Origin of the sequence: Nocardiopsis sp. LDBS0036, from assembly GCF_041228755.1 — a bacterium.
Taxonomy (GTDB): domain Bacteria; phylum Actinomycetota; class Actinomycetes; order Streptosporangiales; family Streptosporangiaceae; genus Nocardiopsis; species Nocardiopsis dassonvillei.
The window spans coordinates 1,607,015-1,622,606 of sequence record NZ_CP141103.1 but is presented as its reverse complement, the minus strand read 5'-3'; the positions used below and the strand labels follow the sequence as shown (position 1 = coordinate 1,622,606).

At 74.8% G+C, this 15,592-nt stretch carries 9 protein-coding genes; 1 reads left to right on the top strand and 8 read right to left on the bottom strand.

Translation table 11 applies throughout. From position 1 onward, the window contains the following. Positions 1-3 precede the first annotated feature (3 nt). The 8 genes from UIS43_RS06750 to UIS43_RS06715 form a co-directional block, all read right to left on the bottom strand. Positions 4-4,659, bottom strand: coding sequence for a hypothetical protein (locus UIS43_RS06750; protein WP_370012780.1), 4,656 nt, complete (start codon positions 4,657-4,659; stop codon positions 4-6). Between the two features lie 266 nt (positions 4,660-4,925). Beyond that, positions 4,926-5,573: an ABC transporter ATP-binding protein gene (locus UIS43_RS06745; RefSeq protein ID WP_370012778.1), complete on the bottom strand. Its 648-nt coding sequence runs from the start codon at positions 5,571-5,573 to the stop codon at positions 4,926-4,928. 18 nt (positions 5,574-5,591) lie between these two features. Continuing rightward, on the bottom strand, positions 5,592-7,661 hold the full coding sequence (locus UIS43_RS06740) for a hypothetical protein (RefSeq protein ID WP_370012776.1): 2,070 nt from the start codon (positions 7,659-7,661) through the stop codon (positions 5,592-5,594). Between the two features lie 72 nt (positions 7,662-7,733). Next, positions 7,734-8,030, bottom strand: a complete 297-nt coding sequence (locus UIS43_RS06735) for a lactococcin 972 family bacteriocin (RefSeq protein WP_013153650.1) — start codon at positions 8,028-8,030, stop codon at positions 7,734-7,736. Positions 8,031-8,560: 530 nt separating this feature from the next. After that, positions 8,561-9,448 carry a GntR family transcriptional regulator gene (locus tag UIS43_RS06730; protein ID WP_370012774.1) on the bottom strand — a complete coding sequence of 296 codons (888 nt, stop codon included), beginning with the start codon at positions 9,446-9,448 and terminating at the stop codon, positions 8,561-8,563. A 328-nt stretch (positions 9,449-9,776) separates the two neighbouring features. Beyond that, positions 9,777-10,805 carry a 4-hydroxythreonine-4-phosphate dehydrogenase PdxA gene (gene pdxA, locus UIS43_RS06725; RefSeq protein WP_013153648.1) on the bottom strand — a complete coding sequence of 343 codons (1,029 nt, stop codon included), beginning with the start codon at positions 10,803-10,805 and terminating at the stop codon, positions 9,777-9,779. A 336-nt stretch (positions 10,806-11,141) separates the two neighbouring features. Next, complete coding sequence (locus UIS43_RS06720) at positions 11,142-12,341, bottom strand: four-carbon acid sugar kinase family protein (protein ID WP_013153647.1); 1,200 nt, start codon at positions 12,339-12,341, stop codon at positions 11,142-11,144. Next, positions 12,338-13,381, bottom strand: coding sequence for a 2-keto-3-deoxygluconate permease (locus tag UIS43_RS06715; protein ID WP_013153646.1), 1,044 nt, complete (start codon positions 13,379-13,381; stop codon positions 12,338-12,340). The genes UIS43_RS06720 and UIS43_RS06715 overlap by 4 nt, the downstream gene beginning before the upstream one ends. A gap of 757 nt (positions 13,382-14,138) precedes the next feature. On the opposite strand from UIS43_RS06715, the gene UIS43_RS06710 reads away from it, so the two are divergent. Next, complete coding sequence (locus UIS43_RS06710; protein ID WP_013153645.1) at positions 14,139-15,542, top strand: family 2B encapsulin nanocompartment shell protein; 1,404 nt, start codon at positions 14,139-14,141, stop codon at positions 15,540-15,542. The last annotated feature ends 50 nt before the right edge of the window (positions 15,543-15,592 follow it).

Here is a 15,592-nt window from a genome sequence, read left to right as displayed (position 1 = left end):
CCCTCACGCCGGGCCGCGCTCCCTCCAGGCCCGGGCGAACATCTCGTGCGCGGGCGCCACCGGCCACACCCCGTTGAGGGGCCCCTCGATCTGCCTGTCGAACCTGGCCCGGACCAGGTGGGAGCCGAGCTTGGCCGTCTCCAGGGGCAGGTGCGGGGCCTTGAGCTCGGTCCAGTCGCCGGGGACGAAGAGCGTCCGCCCGGCCCGCGAGCGCCTGCCCTGCTCGACCGCGCCGGTCTCCAGGAGGCGGGCGGCGGTCCTCCTGTGGTGCGCGGGCGCCCAACCGTTCCACCGGCGCACGTTGCGGTCGGTGGGCCGGGACAGGGTGAGCAGTTGCAGGTACAGCGCCGCCGCGTCGGCGTCAGCGTCCAGCCCGCCCGCGACCTCCTCCACCAGGTCGGGGGCGCTCAGACGCGGGTCGGCCTCGAAACCGCCCGCCGGAACCGGGGTGTCGGTCGCGCGCGCGGCCGTGCGGGCCAGCCCGCCGTACAGCGCCGCCGCCCTGCGGACCTCCCGGGCGGTGTCGTGCAGGTCCAGCCCGGTCAGCGCCTCCACCGTGCGCTCGACGGCGCCGGGGTCGAACAGTCCCGCGGTCAGCAGCACGGGCACGACCGGGCGGTCCATCCGGGGCTCGTGGAGGACGAGAACGCCGTCGCTGTGCATCGGCCACGCGGCGGAGCCGGGTTCGAGGGCGCGCTCCGGCCCGACCCGGACGGGGACGGCCCCGGCCCGCTCCGCCCACGCCCGGACCGCGGGGGCGGGCACGTCGCAGGACAGCGGAACGTACGAACCGGGGCGGCGCAGCCCCGCCGAGAGGCGCGCGTGCAGCTGGGCCGCTCCCGCGGCGGCGGGGTGGCCCACCGGCAGCTGGAGCGCGGCCCAGGAGAGCACGGTGGCCGGGTCGCGGAAGGGCAGGGCGAGGGCGCCGACGCCGTGGATCCTCTCCCTGGTGTCGTCGCGGCGGACCTCCAGGCTCCCCCAGGAGTTCTGGACCAGGTGGCGGGGCTGGTCGGCGGCGGCGTGGCCCTCCCCGGAGGGGTCGGCGAGCAGGCCGGTCCAGAAGGGGTCCATGGCCAGGTCCGCGGCGAACAGGTCCGGCACCTCGGACTCGGCCTTCGCGGCGGCCAGTTCGGCCCTGGTCGGCTGGGCCCCGAGGATCTCGACCCACACCCGGGCCATGCGCTCGGCCGCGGCGACGGTGCCGCCGGGCTCCCACAGGCCGGCCGGGTCGTCGGGCACGGCCGCCACGAGCATGCGGCGGCGCTGCTCGGTGCTCAGCCTCGCGCCCGTCCTCTGGTACTCCGCGCGGGCGGTGCCCTTCTCCGGCGCGGCCTTGGAACGGCCGAACTCCCCGGACAGGACGAACTCGGCGGTGGCCCTCGCGACCCGTGTGGTCGCGCGGAAGGCCGCGACCGCCTCGGGGCCGAACACCACGGGGCCCCGCTGGTCGAGGAGTTCCAGGAAGCGGTGCAGCCGGGCGGTCTCGTCGCGTTCGATCCGCACCGGGTCCTGCTCCTCGGCGCCCTCCGGCACGGGTGCCGACCCCGCGCGCACGTAGGCGTAGCGCCGGTCCGCCAGGTAGCGCCCCGACCAGTGCCGCGCCTCCCTGCCGTACCCGCGCGGCAGGGGGGAGGGCGGTTCGACGATGACGGCCTGTCCGGCGGCCACCAGGGGCGCGAGCGAGGCGCCGGTGGCCAGGCCCCGCACCCACACGGTCCCCCGTTCGGCGAAGGGCTGCTCGGCCCACACGCGCAGCAGTGCCACCAGCGCCCCGCGCTCGCGGGGGCTCGCGCCGCCGGTGGCCAGACGCCACAGGACCGCGTCGGTGCGGCCGAGCAGGGGGTCCCAGCGCGCGGGTGCGCCGGGCGGGCTCAGCCTGCGGGTGTGCTCGTCGGTGCGGCCGCGCAGCCGCGCGCCGTCGGCGGTCAGGGCGGTGACCGTGGCCGCCAGGTCGCGGGAGGAGGAGTGGAACGCCGTCTCCGCGGAGTCGAACAGTCCCGCCAGCGCCCTCTCCAGGTCCGCGTCGGTGGCCTCGGCGACAGGACCCGGCAGCGCGCCGGCGCGCACGAGCGCGGTGCGCCGGGACGCCTCCTCGCGGCGCAGGCGCAGTTCGGCGGCCCACAGCACCGCCCACACCACACCGCCCGTGCCGTCGACCAGCGCCTCGTCGGTGACCTCGGGCAGCAGACGGGACAGCGCCTCGCGCACGGCGGCCGCGCGCGCGGGCGAGGTCCGGGCCGAGGAGGCGAGCGGCGACTCGGGGGACGAGGGGTCCTCGGCACCGGGCGCGTGCAGGGCCGCCTCGATGAGCCGGCGCGCGGTGGCCTCGTCCACCCCGCGCAGGGCACGGGAGGCGTCCGGGTCGCGCGGGGACAGGAAGTGCCAGAAGGCGGGCGGCGGCATCAGGGGGATCAGGCCGTTGCCCTCGTGGTTCCTCAGCCGGGCCTTGGGGTAGGCCCAGGTCTCCCAGATCAGGGAGTGGTCGTCGGCGTCCCGGCACTGGACCACCGTGTGGCCCGCCTTCCAGCGGTAGGCCAACAGCCCTCCGGCGGCGCCGCCGGGCATGCGCAGCACACCCCAGTACCTGAGGTCGAGGCGGTCGGGGAGCCGGGCGCGCCGTCCGTCGGTGCCCTCCAGCGCCCGCTGGGCCTTCCCGGCCCCCTCCCCGCCGGGGCCGGTCCAGACCACGCGGAAGCCCGCGAGCCCGTCCGCCGAACCCAGCGGGGAACCGTCCGCCCCCTCCGGCAGGCCGACCAGGTGCAGGCGCGTGTCCAGGTAGTCGGCGTAACCGAGCCGGGGGTCCGGGGTGAGGAAGTCGGGGCAGGTGAGGTCTCCGCTGACGCCGGTGGCCGCGTCCACCTCCGGAAAACCGCTGTCGCCCCCGCCGGTGTTCGACCAGACGCGCGTGCCGTCGCCCAGGTGGTCGCCGACTCGGACGACGCCCCTGCGGTCCCCGGGGCGCAGGACGCCGTCCTGGTCGTAGCGGCCCCCGTCCGGGGAGGCCAGGACGAGGCCGAGGTCGTGGCAGTGGGCGGTGCCGTGGTCGAAGAGGGCCGGGGAGGAGGCCGTGTCGAACACGTCCTCGGGCGCCGAGCACCACAGCGCCCGCTGCGACCGTCGGCCGTCGCTCCTCCCACTGGTGGTCCAGGCCACCTGGAAGTCCCCGCCCACGAAGTGCACGGTGTGCTCGTCGGCGTCCTCGGGCAGGGTGAAGGAACAGGACCCGCGCCTCTCCCGGTGGTCCACGGCCACCGCGGCGTTCCTGCCGTAGACGGTCAGCACCGGCCACGTGGAGGTCATGCCCCGGACGCCGCCGTCGCGGGCGCCGATCTCGGCCACGGCCTCCTCGAAGGCCCGCCACCCGTACTCGCCGGGCACCCCGAACCGGAGGGTTCGGGCGAGCGGCGCGGCCAGGTCGAGCCCGTCCAGGATCTCCTCGACCTCGTCCAGGTTCCGCATGACCTCGTGGGAGAGGCAGGCGTCGAGTTCGGCGAGCCCCCTGTCCGCCGACTCCAGCAGACCGCCCCGGACCCGTTCGACCTCGGCGTTCATCTGCTCCAGGAAACGCGGGTGCGGCCTCGTCCCGCCTCCGGTGTTCTGCGGACCGCGCAGGGGGCGCCCGACCCCCGCGGGCAGGTCCACCCCGATGCCGTGGGACTCGCAGGCCCTCACCAGTTCGCCGTCCACGCGGCCGTGCCGGTAACGGCCCTCGTAGAGGCGTACGGGGGCCTTCTCCTCGCGGATGCGCGGGGCGATGCGCTCCAGCAGCGCGTACAGCTCATCGGGCATCCGCTGCCTGGTCACGCCCTGGCCCACCCACCGGTAGCCGTACATGAAGAAGTAGCGCGACAGCCAGGCGCCGTAGCCGCCCTTCGGACGCAGACGCCCCTGAGCCATGTCCTCGGCGACGCCGGTGGTCTCCAGGAGGCGTAGCCACGGGGCGCCGTCGGTGACCGAGGCGGGGAAGAGGGCGGCCAGGCCGGGCCGGTCCTCCTCGGACGGCGGTGCCTCGGCGAAGACCCGGTCCGCCGCCTCCAGCACGCTCACCGGGACCTCGCGCCCCCCGGAGGCCGCCAGCACCCGGCCCAGGGCACGCGCCTCCTCGGCCGTCCCCAGCCCCGCCGCCCCGGCCGAGGCGCGCAACCGGGAGGGCAGCCCGGCGGGGACCGGTGCGCCACCGGCCGTCCAGGAGTCCAGGAAGCGCAGGAACTCCCGGTGCGCCTCCCGCGGCGGCAGGAGTGCGGCGAGCCTGGCGCGGTGGGCGCCCAGCTCCTTCGCGGTGAGGGCGCCGTGCCGGGCGAAGAGCAGGGCGTTCTCCACCGTGTGGTGGGGGTCGAGGGGAAGCGCGTGCGCGGCCTCCGCCTCGCGCGCCCGCGTGAAGGCCGACCCCGCGCGCTTCCTGTCCGGTCCGGCCAGGCGGTGGCCGACCGTGTCCCAGAACCAGGGCAGGTACGCCTCGGGCAGGCCGGAGGAGGCGAAGCGGTCCGCCAGGTCGGACATGAGCCGTCCCCGGGCGCGGTGGCGCAGGGCCAGCCGCGCCTGGACCGCGTCGAGCAGGTCGAGGGCCTGCCGCTGGAGGCCGGGATCCTGGGCCCGGGCCCGGTCCAGCAGGAGCGTCGAGGAGGAGGGGTCCGCCGGGAGGGGGAGGGGAAGGGGCATGCACGGCAGTATTCCAGCGGTCGCGGACAGTCGTGGGGCCGCGAGGCGGGGCCGCGTCCGTCGGGGTGCCGGACCGCCCGCCGCCACCGTTCGGGGAACGCTCGCCGCCGGGTGACCCCGTCGCCACAGGCCCTCGGTCCCGCCGCTGTCGGCCGCCGGTCGCGCGATCTCCCCGGTCCCGCCGCCACCGGTCGCCGCAACCCCCGCCGCCGCACGGACCCCCGGCCCGACGGGCGGGTGACGGACCTGTCCCCGGGCCCTCGCCGCTACCGGGCGCCGGTCGCGTCCGCTTCCCGCCCCGCGCCCACGTCGAAGGCGGCGTCGCACGCGTCCCGGACGGCGTCGTCGTGCGTGGCGATCACCACCGCGCAGCCCTCCCGGCTCAGCTGGCGCAGCACCTCCACGACCATCGCGCCGTTGTCGTGGTCCAGGGCGCCGGTGGGCTCGTCGGCCAGCACCAGGGAGGGCTGCTTGACCAGCACGCGGGCCAGCGCCACGCGCTGCTGCTCACCGCCGGACAACCGGTGCACCTTCTCCTGCTCCCGTCCCGCCAGGCCCACCCGCTCCAGCGCCGCGGCCTGGCGCGACCTGGTGCCGTACCGCTTGACGATGTCGAGGTTGGCCCGGACGGACACGCTCTCCACCAGGGCGTAGTTCTGGAACAGGTAGCCGAGCCTGTCGGCGCGGAAGCGCCGCTGCCCGCCCGGCCCCAGACGGGTGATGTCGGTGCCCTCGAAGAGGATCCGGCCCGCGCTGGGCCTCTCCAGCAGCCCCATGCAGTTGAGCAGGGTGGTCTTTCCCGAGCCGCTGGCGCCCACCAGGGCCAGCATCCGCCCGGCCTCCACGGTCAGCTCCAGGTCCCGCCACAGCACGCGGGAGCCGAAGGACTTGGTGAGCTTCTCGACGGTGATCATGCTGCCTCCCGGGGGTCATCAGGCCTGCGAGGAGCCCTCGCGGACGATACGGCGGTGGAAGAAGGCGAGCGCGCCCAGGGTCAGGGCGAGTCCGGTCGCCGCGATGGCCGCGGCGTAGAGGGGTTCGAGCCCGGTGGTCGGCACCAGCTCGGGCGGCAGCATCCTGGCGGGGTCGCTCAGCGCCCGCAGCGTGGTGAGCGAGTTCCACGCGGCCCAGCCCGCGAAGCCCAGCGAGATCCCCGCCTCGACGGCCAGGAACCGCCGGTGCGTGGCGAGGAACCCCCACCCGCTGATGTGCCGGGCGAAGACGGTCTGGGCCCGGGTGCGCGCGTGGATGACGCACGAGGCGATGCCGGTCAACAGCAGCAGGGCGGTTCCGGCGACCAGGTTGAACGCCTCGATCCGCAGCAGGTTCAGGTCGGCGGCGTGGGCCCCGGCCGCCTTGTTGAGGATCGGCTGGACCGCGTTGACGTACTCGGCCATCCGCGGATCGGCCTCCCGCGCCCGCTCCACCACACCCGGATCGGGGAACAGCACGGCCTCGTGGGTCATGTAGGTGACGTAGGCGCTGTCGGAGAGCACGGAACCGTTGGGCAGGGCGATGACCACCGGGTCGCGCAGGAAGGGCGGTTCCTGCTGGGCGAAGGGGGCCTGCGACCCGTAGGTGAACACCGTCTGGCCGTCGGCCGCGGGCAGGATCTCGACGTCGGTCCCGGACTCCCCACCGCCGTTCTGGAGGCGGAGCCAGTCCGGCATCGCCCGCTCGATCTCCCCGCGGTGGGAGGCGTGCGCCGGCGGGAGCAGGACCCGGACCCGCTCCTCGGAGGCGGCGGGGCCGTAGCGCTCGCCCGAGGGCGACACGATCTCCTGCTTCTCCAGGTAGGTGTCGTTGACCACGAGCACGTCGAACCCGGGTCGCCCGGACCCGACCGGCACGACGGACTCGGGCGCGTGCTGGTCGGCGATGACGACCCGGCCCTCCCGGTCGGCCCGGCGCAGCCAGGGGCCGAGGAGGGAGTCGGCGGCCTCGGAGTCCTCCATGCCGACGCTGCCGTTGAGGGCGACGTGCGAGGTCCGGCCGGTCCGGGCGAAGGCCTCCAGCGAGGCCCGCTGCTCCCGGGTGGTCTGCGCCAGGTGGACGACCGACCCCAGGACGGCGAGCACCAGGAGCAGCACGGGCACGCGCACCAGGTAGGCGCCCACCTGGGCGGCGCGCACGGGGATGCGGCCCTTGAGCGCGGGCAGGATCGCGGTGGTGTGCACCAACCCGAGCACCGCGGCGTGCACGGCCACCGCCACGGCGGCGAAGACCCCCGCGAACACCAGGGCGACCAGGGCGAAGAAACCGAGCTGGTTCCAGTCGTTGTAGAGGCCCAGGCAGGCCAGGGCGACCAGGGCGGCGCCGGGCAGGGCCGCGCCCCACAGCCGGGCGACCCGGCCCAGGTCGCGCAGCAGGATCCGCCCGTAGGAGCTTCCCAGCAGCCGCTGGACGGCGTAGTCCCGGGAGCCGAGCAGCACCCCCGCGCCGACCGCGGTCACACCCGCCAGCAGCGCCAGGGCCAGGACGTTGAACAGCGGGCCGCCGAGGAAGGACTGCCACAGCCGCGCCTGGCTGCCGCCCTCGTCCGGGCGCAGGCCGTGCTCGGCGAGCGCCTCGGTGAGCACCCGCGCGTTCTCGGGCGGGCCGAAGACCAGGTAGTAGCCGCGCGGGCTGCGTTCGGCGAGCGCCTCGACGGGATGGACGCGCAGCTCCGTGGCCGGGTTGAAGGACGGGTAGCCCTCGGTGAGCCAGTCGGCGTACCGGGAGTCGGGGTCGCCCACGGCCAGGTACAGGTGCGACAGCGACTCGGGGGTGCGCACGTCCGGGGCGGTGAAGCCGATCGCCACGCCCTGCTCGGCGGCGACGCGTTCGACGGTCTCCGCGACCCGGGCGCTGTCGGAGGTGCCCTCGTCCCCGACGATCCACACCACCGCCGAGTGCTGCGCGGTGGGGATCGTCAACTCCCACGTGGCCAGCAGCAGCGCGGCGATGAGCGCGGCCAGCAGCGGGAACGCGGTGTGGGCGAAGGCGATGGTCCGGTTGGGCATGGTCTCCTGGAGCGGTCGCGGACACGGGGGCGGCCCGCTGACGGGGGGCGTCAGCGGGTCCGTCGCGGTCGGCTACCCGCAGTGCCGCCAGTAGCTCTCGTTGTTGGACAGGGCGCGGGGGGCCGACGCCCGGGAGGTGTACCCCGGCAGGTACGCGGCGGAGGTGACGGTGTACCTGCCCACCGCCGTGGAGCCGTGGCAGCGCGTCCCGTGGAAGTAGTCGGAGTACACGACCGAGGAGGTGAGCCCGTGGTACCACGTCCCGCCGCCGACGTAGCTGACGGCGGCCGCGGCGACGCCCGCGGTTCCGGCGGTGAGCCCGGCGGCGAGCGCCAGGGTCGCGGCCGCCCGCCTGAGGGTGTGGGGCATGGTGTTTCCTCTCCTGGCCTTCGGGGTTCTCGGGGGAGGTCCTTCGCGGTTCGCTGTGAGGGGTCGTGTCGGTGGACGGGGGCACCGCCCCGCCCGCGCGCCGGGCCGCCGGAGGCGGTGGGGGAGGAGTCGTGGCGCCGGGGCGGGGGTACCCCGGCTCCCTCCGCTCGCCGGAGCGCGGGAGATGGAGATACCCCGCCCCGTCCCGGCCGAAAGCCCGCTGACCGCTTGCGGACAGGCCCGCCGCCGTCACCTGCCGGTTCCGTGTCCTGGCCGCCCGCATGACCGGGGGCGGCGCGCGCATGACGGACGGCCCTTGTACGGCCCCGCCCGTTCGGGTAGCGAACGGGCCGAGGACACGGCCGGTGCGGCGTGCGGGCCGCCCGAACCCCGGGCGGCGAGCTCCGGCGAACCCCTCTCGGGCACAGCGGTGGAGAGGGGTCCGCCGGCGCGTCCGGCACCGGCGGACCCGCCGCGGGCGCGGCGTCCCCGAGGCCGTCCCCGTCGCGGGGCCGGGCCCTCCCGAGCGCTCAGCCCTCCCGGCGCAGGCGGTCCAGTTCGGCGCGCAGCTCCTCGGCCAGCCGCACGGCACGGTCCAGGCCCGGTTCGCGGGCCGCGCCCGCCGGGGCCTCGGGCCGGGAGGCGGTCAGCGACGGGTCCGGGGCGATGCGCACCTGGTCGGCGGCGCCCTCGGCCTCGATGTCGAAGACCACCCGGTCGGAGCGGTGCCAGCTCTCGAACCACTCCAGGGGCGCGCCCTGCTGGTCGAAGGTCCCGCCCTCCAGCAGCAGCAGCGGCGCGTCGGCGGCCACGCCCAGCTCCCGGGCGATGCGCGGGTCGGCGGGCACGGCGCGGATCTGCCTGCGCCCGCTCGTGGGCACCGCCGCGAAGCGCTCCTCCATCAACCGGTGCAGGGAGGCGTCGCGCAGCATCACGGCGTCCAGCGCGGCGAAGCGCTCGGCGGGCAGCCAGGTGCGCACGTAGGACAGGGGGTCGCCGTCCAGGGAGCGCATCCGCTCCAGGCGCAGCAGCTCGCGCGTGCCCAGGTGGCGCGTCGCGGAGGGCACGCCCGAACGGGTGGCCTCCAGGGACAGCACGGCGGTGGACAGGCGCAGGCCGTCGGCGGAGAACTGGTCGAACAGCCCGGTCACGCGCTGCACGAACCGGTGGTGCTCGGTGGGCACGGCGGCGACCGCCGCGCGCCCCCGGGTCCGGCGGACCGCGCCCTCGTCCTCCAGCGTGGCCAGCGCCTGGCGCACGACGCTGCGCGAGACCCCGAACCGCTCGCGCAGGGCCGCCTCGCTGGGCAGGGTGTCGCCGGGGGCGATCGAGCGGTCGCGGATCTCCGCGCGCAGCGCTCCGGCGATCTGCGCGTGCAGCGGTCGGGGGTCGGTGCGGTCCACGGGCATGCGGATCATTCTAGGGTCGTCCCTCCTCCCGGGACGGTCGCCCCGGGGCGGGGACCTTGTGTGCCGCGCCCGCGTCCAGTCCCCGGACCGCGCGGCGGACACGTCGTCCGGGGCGGGGGAGACCCGTGGAACGGACCCGCCTGTGGTGGGCGCCCCGCAGGACGGGCGGGGCGCCCACCACAGGCGGGCCGGTCGGCCGGGGGAACACGGCGGTGTGCGGATGCGGCCCCCGGTTTCCCACGGGAGGCCGGTCGGTGTCGAGGCCGCGGTGGCGTGCGGGCGTCCCCCGCGCACCACGGGGTCCGGGGTGCGCGCACGGGCGCGCACCCCGGACCGGCTACCCCTCGGAGCGGGTGGCCTGCCAGACGTGGCCCCAGCCGGGGGCCAGCTCGGCCGCGCGGCGGATCGCCAGCACGAGGCTGGCCTCGCGGGCGATGCCCCGGCCCGCGATGTCGAAGGCCGTGCCGTGGTCGACCGAGACGCGCACCACCGGCAGGCCCGCGGTGATGTTGACCCCGTCGTCCCCGTAGACCGCCTTGAAGGGCGCGTGCCCCTGGTCGTGGTAGCAGACCGCGACCAGCTTCCACTTGCCCTTGACCGCCGCCGGGATCAGGGCGTCGGCCGGGAGCGGGCCGTGGGCGTTGATGCCCTCCTCGCGGGCGCGGGCGATCGCGGGCGCCAGGACGTCGGCGTCCTCGTCGCCGAACAGGCGGTTCTCGCCCGCGTGCGGGTTCAGGCCCGCCACCCCGATGGGCTCGTCCGGGCTGCCCTGGGCGCGGGCGAAGGCGCTCATCAGGCGCAGTACCTGGAGGGTGCGCTCCTGGGTGACGCCCTCGATGGCCTGGCGCAGCGACACGTGCGTGGTCAGGTGGAAGAAGGACAGCTCGTCCGCCGACAGCACCAGGCTGTAGTCCTTCACCCCGAACTCGTGCGCGAGCAGCTCGGTGTGCCCGGGCCAGGCGTGGCCGCCCAGGTGCATCGCGGCCTTGTTCAGCGGCGGGGTGACGATGCCCTCCACCAGGCCGCGCTTGGCCAGGTCCACGGCGGCGATGACGAACCGGGCCGCCCCGTCGCCCGCCTCCGCGCTCAGCTCGCCCGGGGGGACGTGGCCCAGCGAGGGGCCGGTCTGCACGACGTCGATCACGCCGGGCTCGTCGGCGGCCTCGGCCGGGGAGGCGACGGTGTTGACCGCCTCCGGGTCCCCGCCGACGGCGGCGACGGCGTTGCGCAGCGCGTCGGCGTCACCGACCACGACCGGCTTGGCGTACTCGCGGACCTCGGGGTGGTGCAGCAGCGCCTTGGCCGTGATCTCGGGGCCGATCCCCGCCACGTCGCCCAGGGTGACTGCCAGTGTGGGACGGCTCATCTGAATCCTTTCGAGGAAACTCTGGCCTTCAGGCCAGGGAGGAATCGGACCTCTGTGGAGTAAAACGGGAAAAGGTAATTCGCCCTCGAGCGGATCACGTCCCACCAGATTCACCGAACCCGTGAACCACTGCTAACCTGGCTCGCGTCGGCTCGCACGAGAACCAAGTCCGGGTCGGCCTACCGCCGGGCTGGCGGAAAGTGATGTCTGTGGAGCTGGTGTAAGACCGATGGGCGGTACCCCGCCCCCCGCCGTTAGTTCGGGTCGGCAACCGGCTGCGAAGCAGAAAGCTCAACCCGCGAGGGAAGAATCTCCCTGCTTCAAATGGGAGAGAAGTCAAGCGTTCCTGCCTTTCGGGTGGCGGACCGCCTCGGCGGCCTCCAGTAGTGCGGTGGGGGATCCGAATCCCCCGGCCTTGGTGACGATGGCGCGGCCGTGCCGGGGCCCGCCGGACAGCGTGCCGATCGGGATGCCGGGCGCGACCTCGCCGGTCAGGGCGATGGCGCGGGCCTCCAGCGCCCGGGTCAGGGCGCGCGCCCCGTCGCCGCCGGTGACGACGAACCCGGACAGCTCGTGCCGTCCGGCCAGCGCGGCGGCGAACTCGCCCATGCGGCGGGCCACGGCGGCCGGGTCGAGCTGCCCGTCGCGGTCCTCGGGCGCCACCAGCGCCGTGTGGGCCGTCGAGGGGTCGAAGCGCTCCAGCGCCCCGCGGGTCCAGGAGAGCCACGCCTCCTCGTCGGCGAGGTCGCCCGGCGCGGGCTGCTCGATGCGGGTGCGCGGGTCGGCCACCAGCTCCTCCACCTGGCCGCGTGCGGTCTGGTGCAGCGAGGTGACGACCACCAGCGCGGGCGCCGGGGCCTCCTGCTCGGCCCAGGAGCGGGCCAGCCGGGAGGCGAGCCCGGCCGAGCCCACCGGCACGGCGTCCGGCCCCAGGGCGGTGACGGCCGCCGCGAGGCGGTCCAGGTCCTCCTCGGTCTCGGCGTCCGCGACGACGACCGGGCCGGCGGCGCGCAGCAGTTCGGCGTCGGCGCGGGCGTCACCGCCGGTGAGCCGGACGTGCTCGGCGCCCAGCAGGACGGCGATCCGGCTCTCGGTCACCGGGGTGACCGGGTCGCGGCCGACCGCGGTGCGGTGCACCTCGACCCCGTCGACCAGGAGGACCCCGTCGCGGACCGTGCGCCCCGTGGCCGGGAAGGCCGGGCAGACCACGGCGACCGCGCCGGGCGACCAGGCCGCGAGCGTCGCGTCGATCTCCGCGCGGATGGGGCCGCGCAGGGTGGAGTCGACCTTCTTGTACAGGCGTGCCGCGCCCGCCCCGCGCAGGCGCCGGACGGTCTCGTCGGCGGCGTGGGCGGCCCGCTTCGCGGGCAGCGCCCGCGAGTCGGTGCTGACCGCCACCACCTCGGCGGTGGAGGGGGCCGGGGAGAGCTGGAGCTCGGTGCTCCACCCCGCGCGCAGGAACTGCACGGCGGTGTCGCCCGCGCCGGTCAGGTCGTCGGCGACCACGGCCACACGGGGCTCTTCGGGTGTGCTCACGAGTTGTCCTCCTCGGCCTCGGCGGGCGCGGCCGAAGCGGCGGCGCGGGCCTGCTCCTCCTTCTCGGCCTCGGCGGGCGAGGCCCCGGCCCGGCGCAGGACCCACGTGGTCACCAGCGGGGCCAGCAGGGCGGTGACCAGGACGCTCGCGGCGACCTGGGAGGTCGCGGTGCCCACGTAGGCGGCGAACGACGGGTCGGCCGCGGCGACGATGGCCGGGGTGGCCACGGCGTTGCCGGAGGCGGTGCCGGCGGCGAAGCCGACGCCGGACTCCTTGCCGCGCCGCAGCAGGAACCGGTAACCGAGGTAGACGAACCCGCCGGTGACCAGGGTGATGACCACGCCCAGCAGGATGCCGGTCAGCCCGCCCTGGGCCACGTCGGCCAGGTTGATCCCCGTGCCGAGGGCGAAGGCGAAGAACGGGATGACGATGCCGGGCACGGGCTTGAGCACGTCGCGCCACTGGGTGTCCACGTTGCCCACGACGACGCCGAGCACGAACGGGATGATCGCGGCGAGCAGGGTCGTCAGCGGGATCTGGCCCAGGCCCGAGGCGCCGATGAACAGCAGCGTGAAGAAGGGGCCGTCGTTGACCGCTCCGGCGATGTAGGCGCCGCGGTCGCGGGCGCGTCCGTACTGGCCGGTGATGGCCAGCCACAGCCCGCCGTTGGCGTTGGTGGCGGCGGAGATCATCGCCAGGATCGACACGCCCAGGAGGCCTTCGGGGCCGGTGACCGCGGCGAGCGCGATGATCAGCAGGCCGGGGATGACGCTCTTGCCCAGGAGCACGACACCGGTCGTGGCCAGGACGGGGCCGCTCGTGCGGAGGGTGACCTGGGTGCCGGTGGCGAAGATCAGCAGGGCGATCAGGGGCATCGCGCTGTCCTTGAACAGCGCGGTGGTGAAGCTGCCGATGTCCAGCGCCCCGGGGGCGAAGGTTCCGATGACCGATCCCAGGACCAGGGGGATCAGCATCGCCCCGCCGGGGATCTTGTTCATCCAGTGGTAGAGGGGCACCAGGGACCCGTGGTCGTCGCGCATAAGTATCCGTTCGCAGGGGTGGCCCGGCGGGCGGCCCGTGGAGGTCGGAGGCCGGAACACATGTTGTCCGTACAGAGTGTACGTACAAGTTGGGATGATGTCAGATCCGGGCACACGAATTCACACCGGGGTGTCGGCGGGGCGGGGCGCGGAGGCGCCGCGGGGGCGGTGTGCGGGCGTGTGCGGGGGAGTGCGGCCGGGTCGGTGTGATCCGTGCCACTGAACGCCCGGGTGTTCTCCCGGGGTCGCGTCGGAGTCGCGGTGCGGGCGTAGCATCGGTTGGCCGTAATGCGCCTCTTCGGTGACCGGGAGGCGGCGTGCCCGGTCCTTCCTCATCGAAAATTCACATCATGAAATGTCATGAATTCATGGTTTCTGTTCGCAGATATGTTCGTACTCGGGCGTGAGGGGTGCGGGCGTTTTTGGGGTCGTACACCCTGTTCGTGGGCTTGTGGCGTGGTCGAGAAGTGCCTTTCGTCGGGATGTGTGACCCCGGGTCCGGTGGAGGCGGCACGGATATGGGACAGGGACCCCTCGGGCGCTTCCGAGAAAAATTCTCGTTTCCCTGCGAAGCCCGAATGGGTGCTCCTAGGGTGATCAGCGGTTTACGGAGAAAGCTGGCCTGTGCGCCGACGTGCCCGGGTCACGCCATGTATCCGAATACGCGCAACCTTTCCCGGCGCGCTCCCGCCCGCGGGGCCACCTCCCCCGGCCCCGCGGGACGGGCGCGCCACCACCATGAGGAGAGACACGGCGGATGTCGATCGACTCGGCTCCTGAGGTCCGGAGCAGCAAGCAGCAGAGCCTGGGTACCGCGGCCGCGCGGAACCTGGCGACCACCACCAAGTCCACGCCGCAGATGCAGGGCATCAGCTCCCGCTGGCTGACCCGGATGCTCCCGTGGGTGCACACCGACGGCGGCGCCTACCGGGTCAACCGGCGGCTGACCTACACCGTCGGCGACGGGCGGATCGAGTTCGAGCAGACCGGCGCCCGGGTCCGGGTCATCCCCCACGAACTCGGCGAGCTGGCCCTGCTGCGCGGCTTCGACGACGAGGAGGTGCTGGCGGCCCTGGCCAACCGCTTCGTCCAGCGCGACTTCGAGAACGGCCAGGTCCTGGTGGAGGAGGGCACGGCGGCCGACAGCCTGTTCCTGCTGGCGCACGGGCGCGTGCACAAGACCGGCACCGGCCCCTACGGCGAGGCCGTCCGGCTGGGCGTGCTGGCCGACGGCGACAGGTTCGGCGACCAGCACCTGCTCGGCACCGAACCGGCGTGGGAGTACACCGTCAAGGCCGCGACGGCGGGCACGCTGCTGGAGCTGCCCCGCCGCGACTTCATCGCGATCCTGGACGACTCGCCCGCCCTCCAGGCCCACGTCCAGCAGTACCTGTCCCTGCCCGGCGAGCGGCAGAACAAGCACGGCGAGGCCGAGATCGCCCTGTCCTCGGGCCACGTCGGCGAGGCCGAGCTGCCCAGCACCTTCGTGGACTACGAGCTCAGGCCGCGCGAGTACGAGCTGAGCGTGGCCCAGACCGTGCTGCGGGTGCACAGCCGGGTCGCCGACCTCTACAACAAGCCGATGAACCAGACCGAGCAGCAGCTGCGGCTGACCATCCAGGCCCTGCGCGAGCGCCAGGAGCACGAACTGGTCAACAACCGCGAGTTCGGCCTGCTCCACAACGCCGAGTTCAAGCAGCGCATCCAGACCCACTCGGGGCCGCCCACCCCCGACGACCTGGACGACCTGCTGAGCATGCGCCGCAACACCCAGTACATGTTCGCCCACCCCCGCGCCATCGCCGCCTTCGGCAAGGAGTGCAACAGCCGGGGCCTGAACATCGGCACCGTCGAGGTCAACGGCCACCACCTGCCCGCCTGGCGCGGGGTGCCCCTCCTGCCCTGCGGCAAGATCCCGGTCACCGAGCACCAGACCTCCTCGATCATCGCGGTCCGCACCGGCGAGGACAACGAGGGCGTCATCGGCCTGTACCAGACCGGCCTGCCCGACGAGGTCGAGCCCGGCCTCAACGCGCGCTTCATGGGCATCGACGACAAGGCCGTCATCTCCTACCTCGTCAGCACCTACTACTCCGCCGCGGTGCTCGTCCCCGACGCCATCGGGATCCTGGAGAACGCCGAGGTCCACCCGCGTGGCTGAGCACCCGACACCGTCAGGGAAGGAGGTCTAGACGGTGCCACCGCTGCCCA

Bases quoted from the DNA above. Each gene is read 5' to 3' on its own strand.
- UIS43_RS06710 (WP_013153645.1), top strand. From the start codon at position 14,139: ATGTCGATCGACTCGGCTCCTGAGGTCCGGAGCAGCAAGCAGCAGAGC.
- UIS43_RS06745 (WP_370012778.1), bottom strand. From the start codon at position 5,573: ATGATCACCGTCGAGAAGCTCACCAAGTCCTTCGGCTCCCGCGTGCTG.
- UIS43_RS06730 (WP_370012774.1), bottom strand. From the start codon at position 9,448: ATGATCCGCATGCCCGTGGACCGCACCGACCCCCGACCGCTGCACGCG.
- UIS43_RS06735 (WP_013153650.1), bottom strand. From the start codon at position 8,030: ATGCCCCACACCCTCAGGCGGGCGGCCGCGACCCTGGCGCTCGCCGCC.
- UIS43_RS06750 (WP_370012780.1), bottom strand. From the start codon at position 4,659: ATGCCCCTTCCCCTCCCCCTCCCGGCGGACCCCTCCTCCTCGACGCTC.
- UIS43_RS06715 (WP_013153646.1), bottom strand. From the start codon at position 13,381: ATGCGCGACGACCACGGGTCCCTGGTGCCCCTCTACCACTGGATGAAC.
- UIS43_RS06740 (WP_370012776.1), bottom strand. From the start codon at position 7,661: ATGCCCAACCGGACCATCGCCTTCGCCCACACCGCGTTCCCGCTGCTG.
- pdxA (WP_013153648.1), bottom strand. From the start codon at position 10,805: ATGAGCCGTCCCACACTGGCAGTCACCCTGGGCGACGTGGCGGGGATC.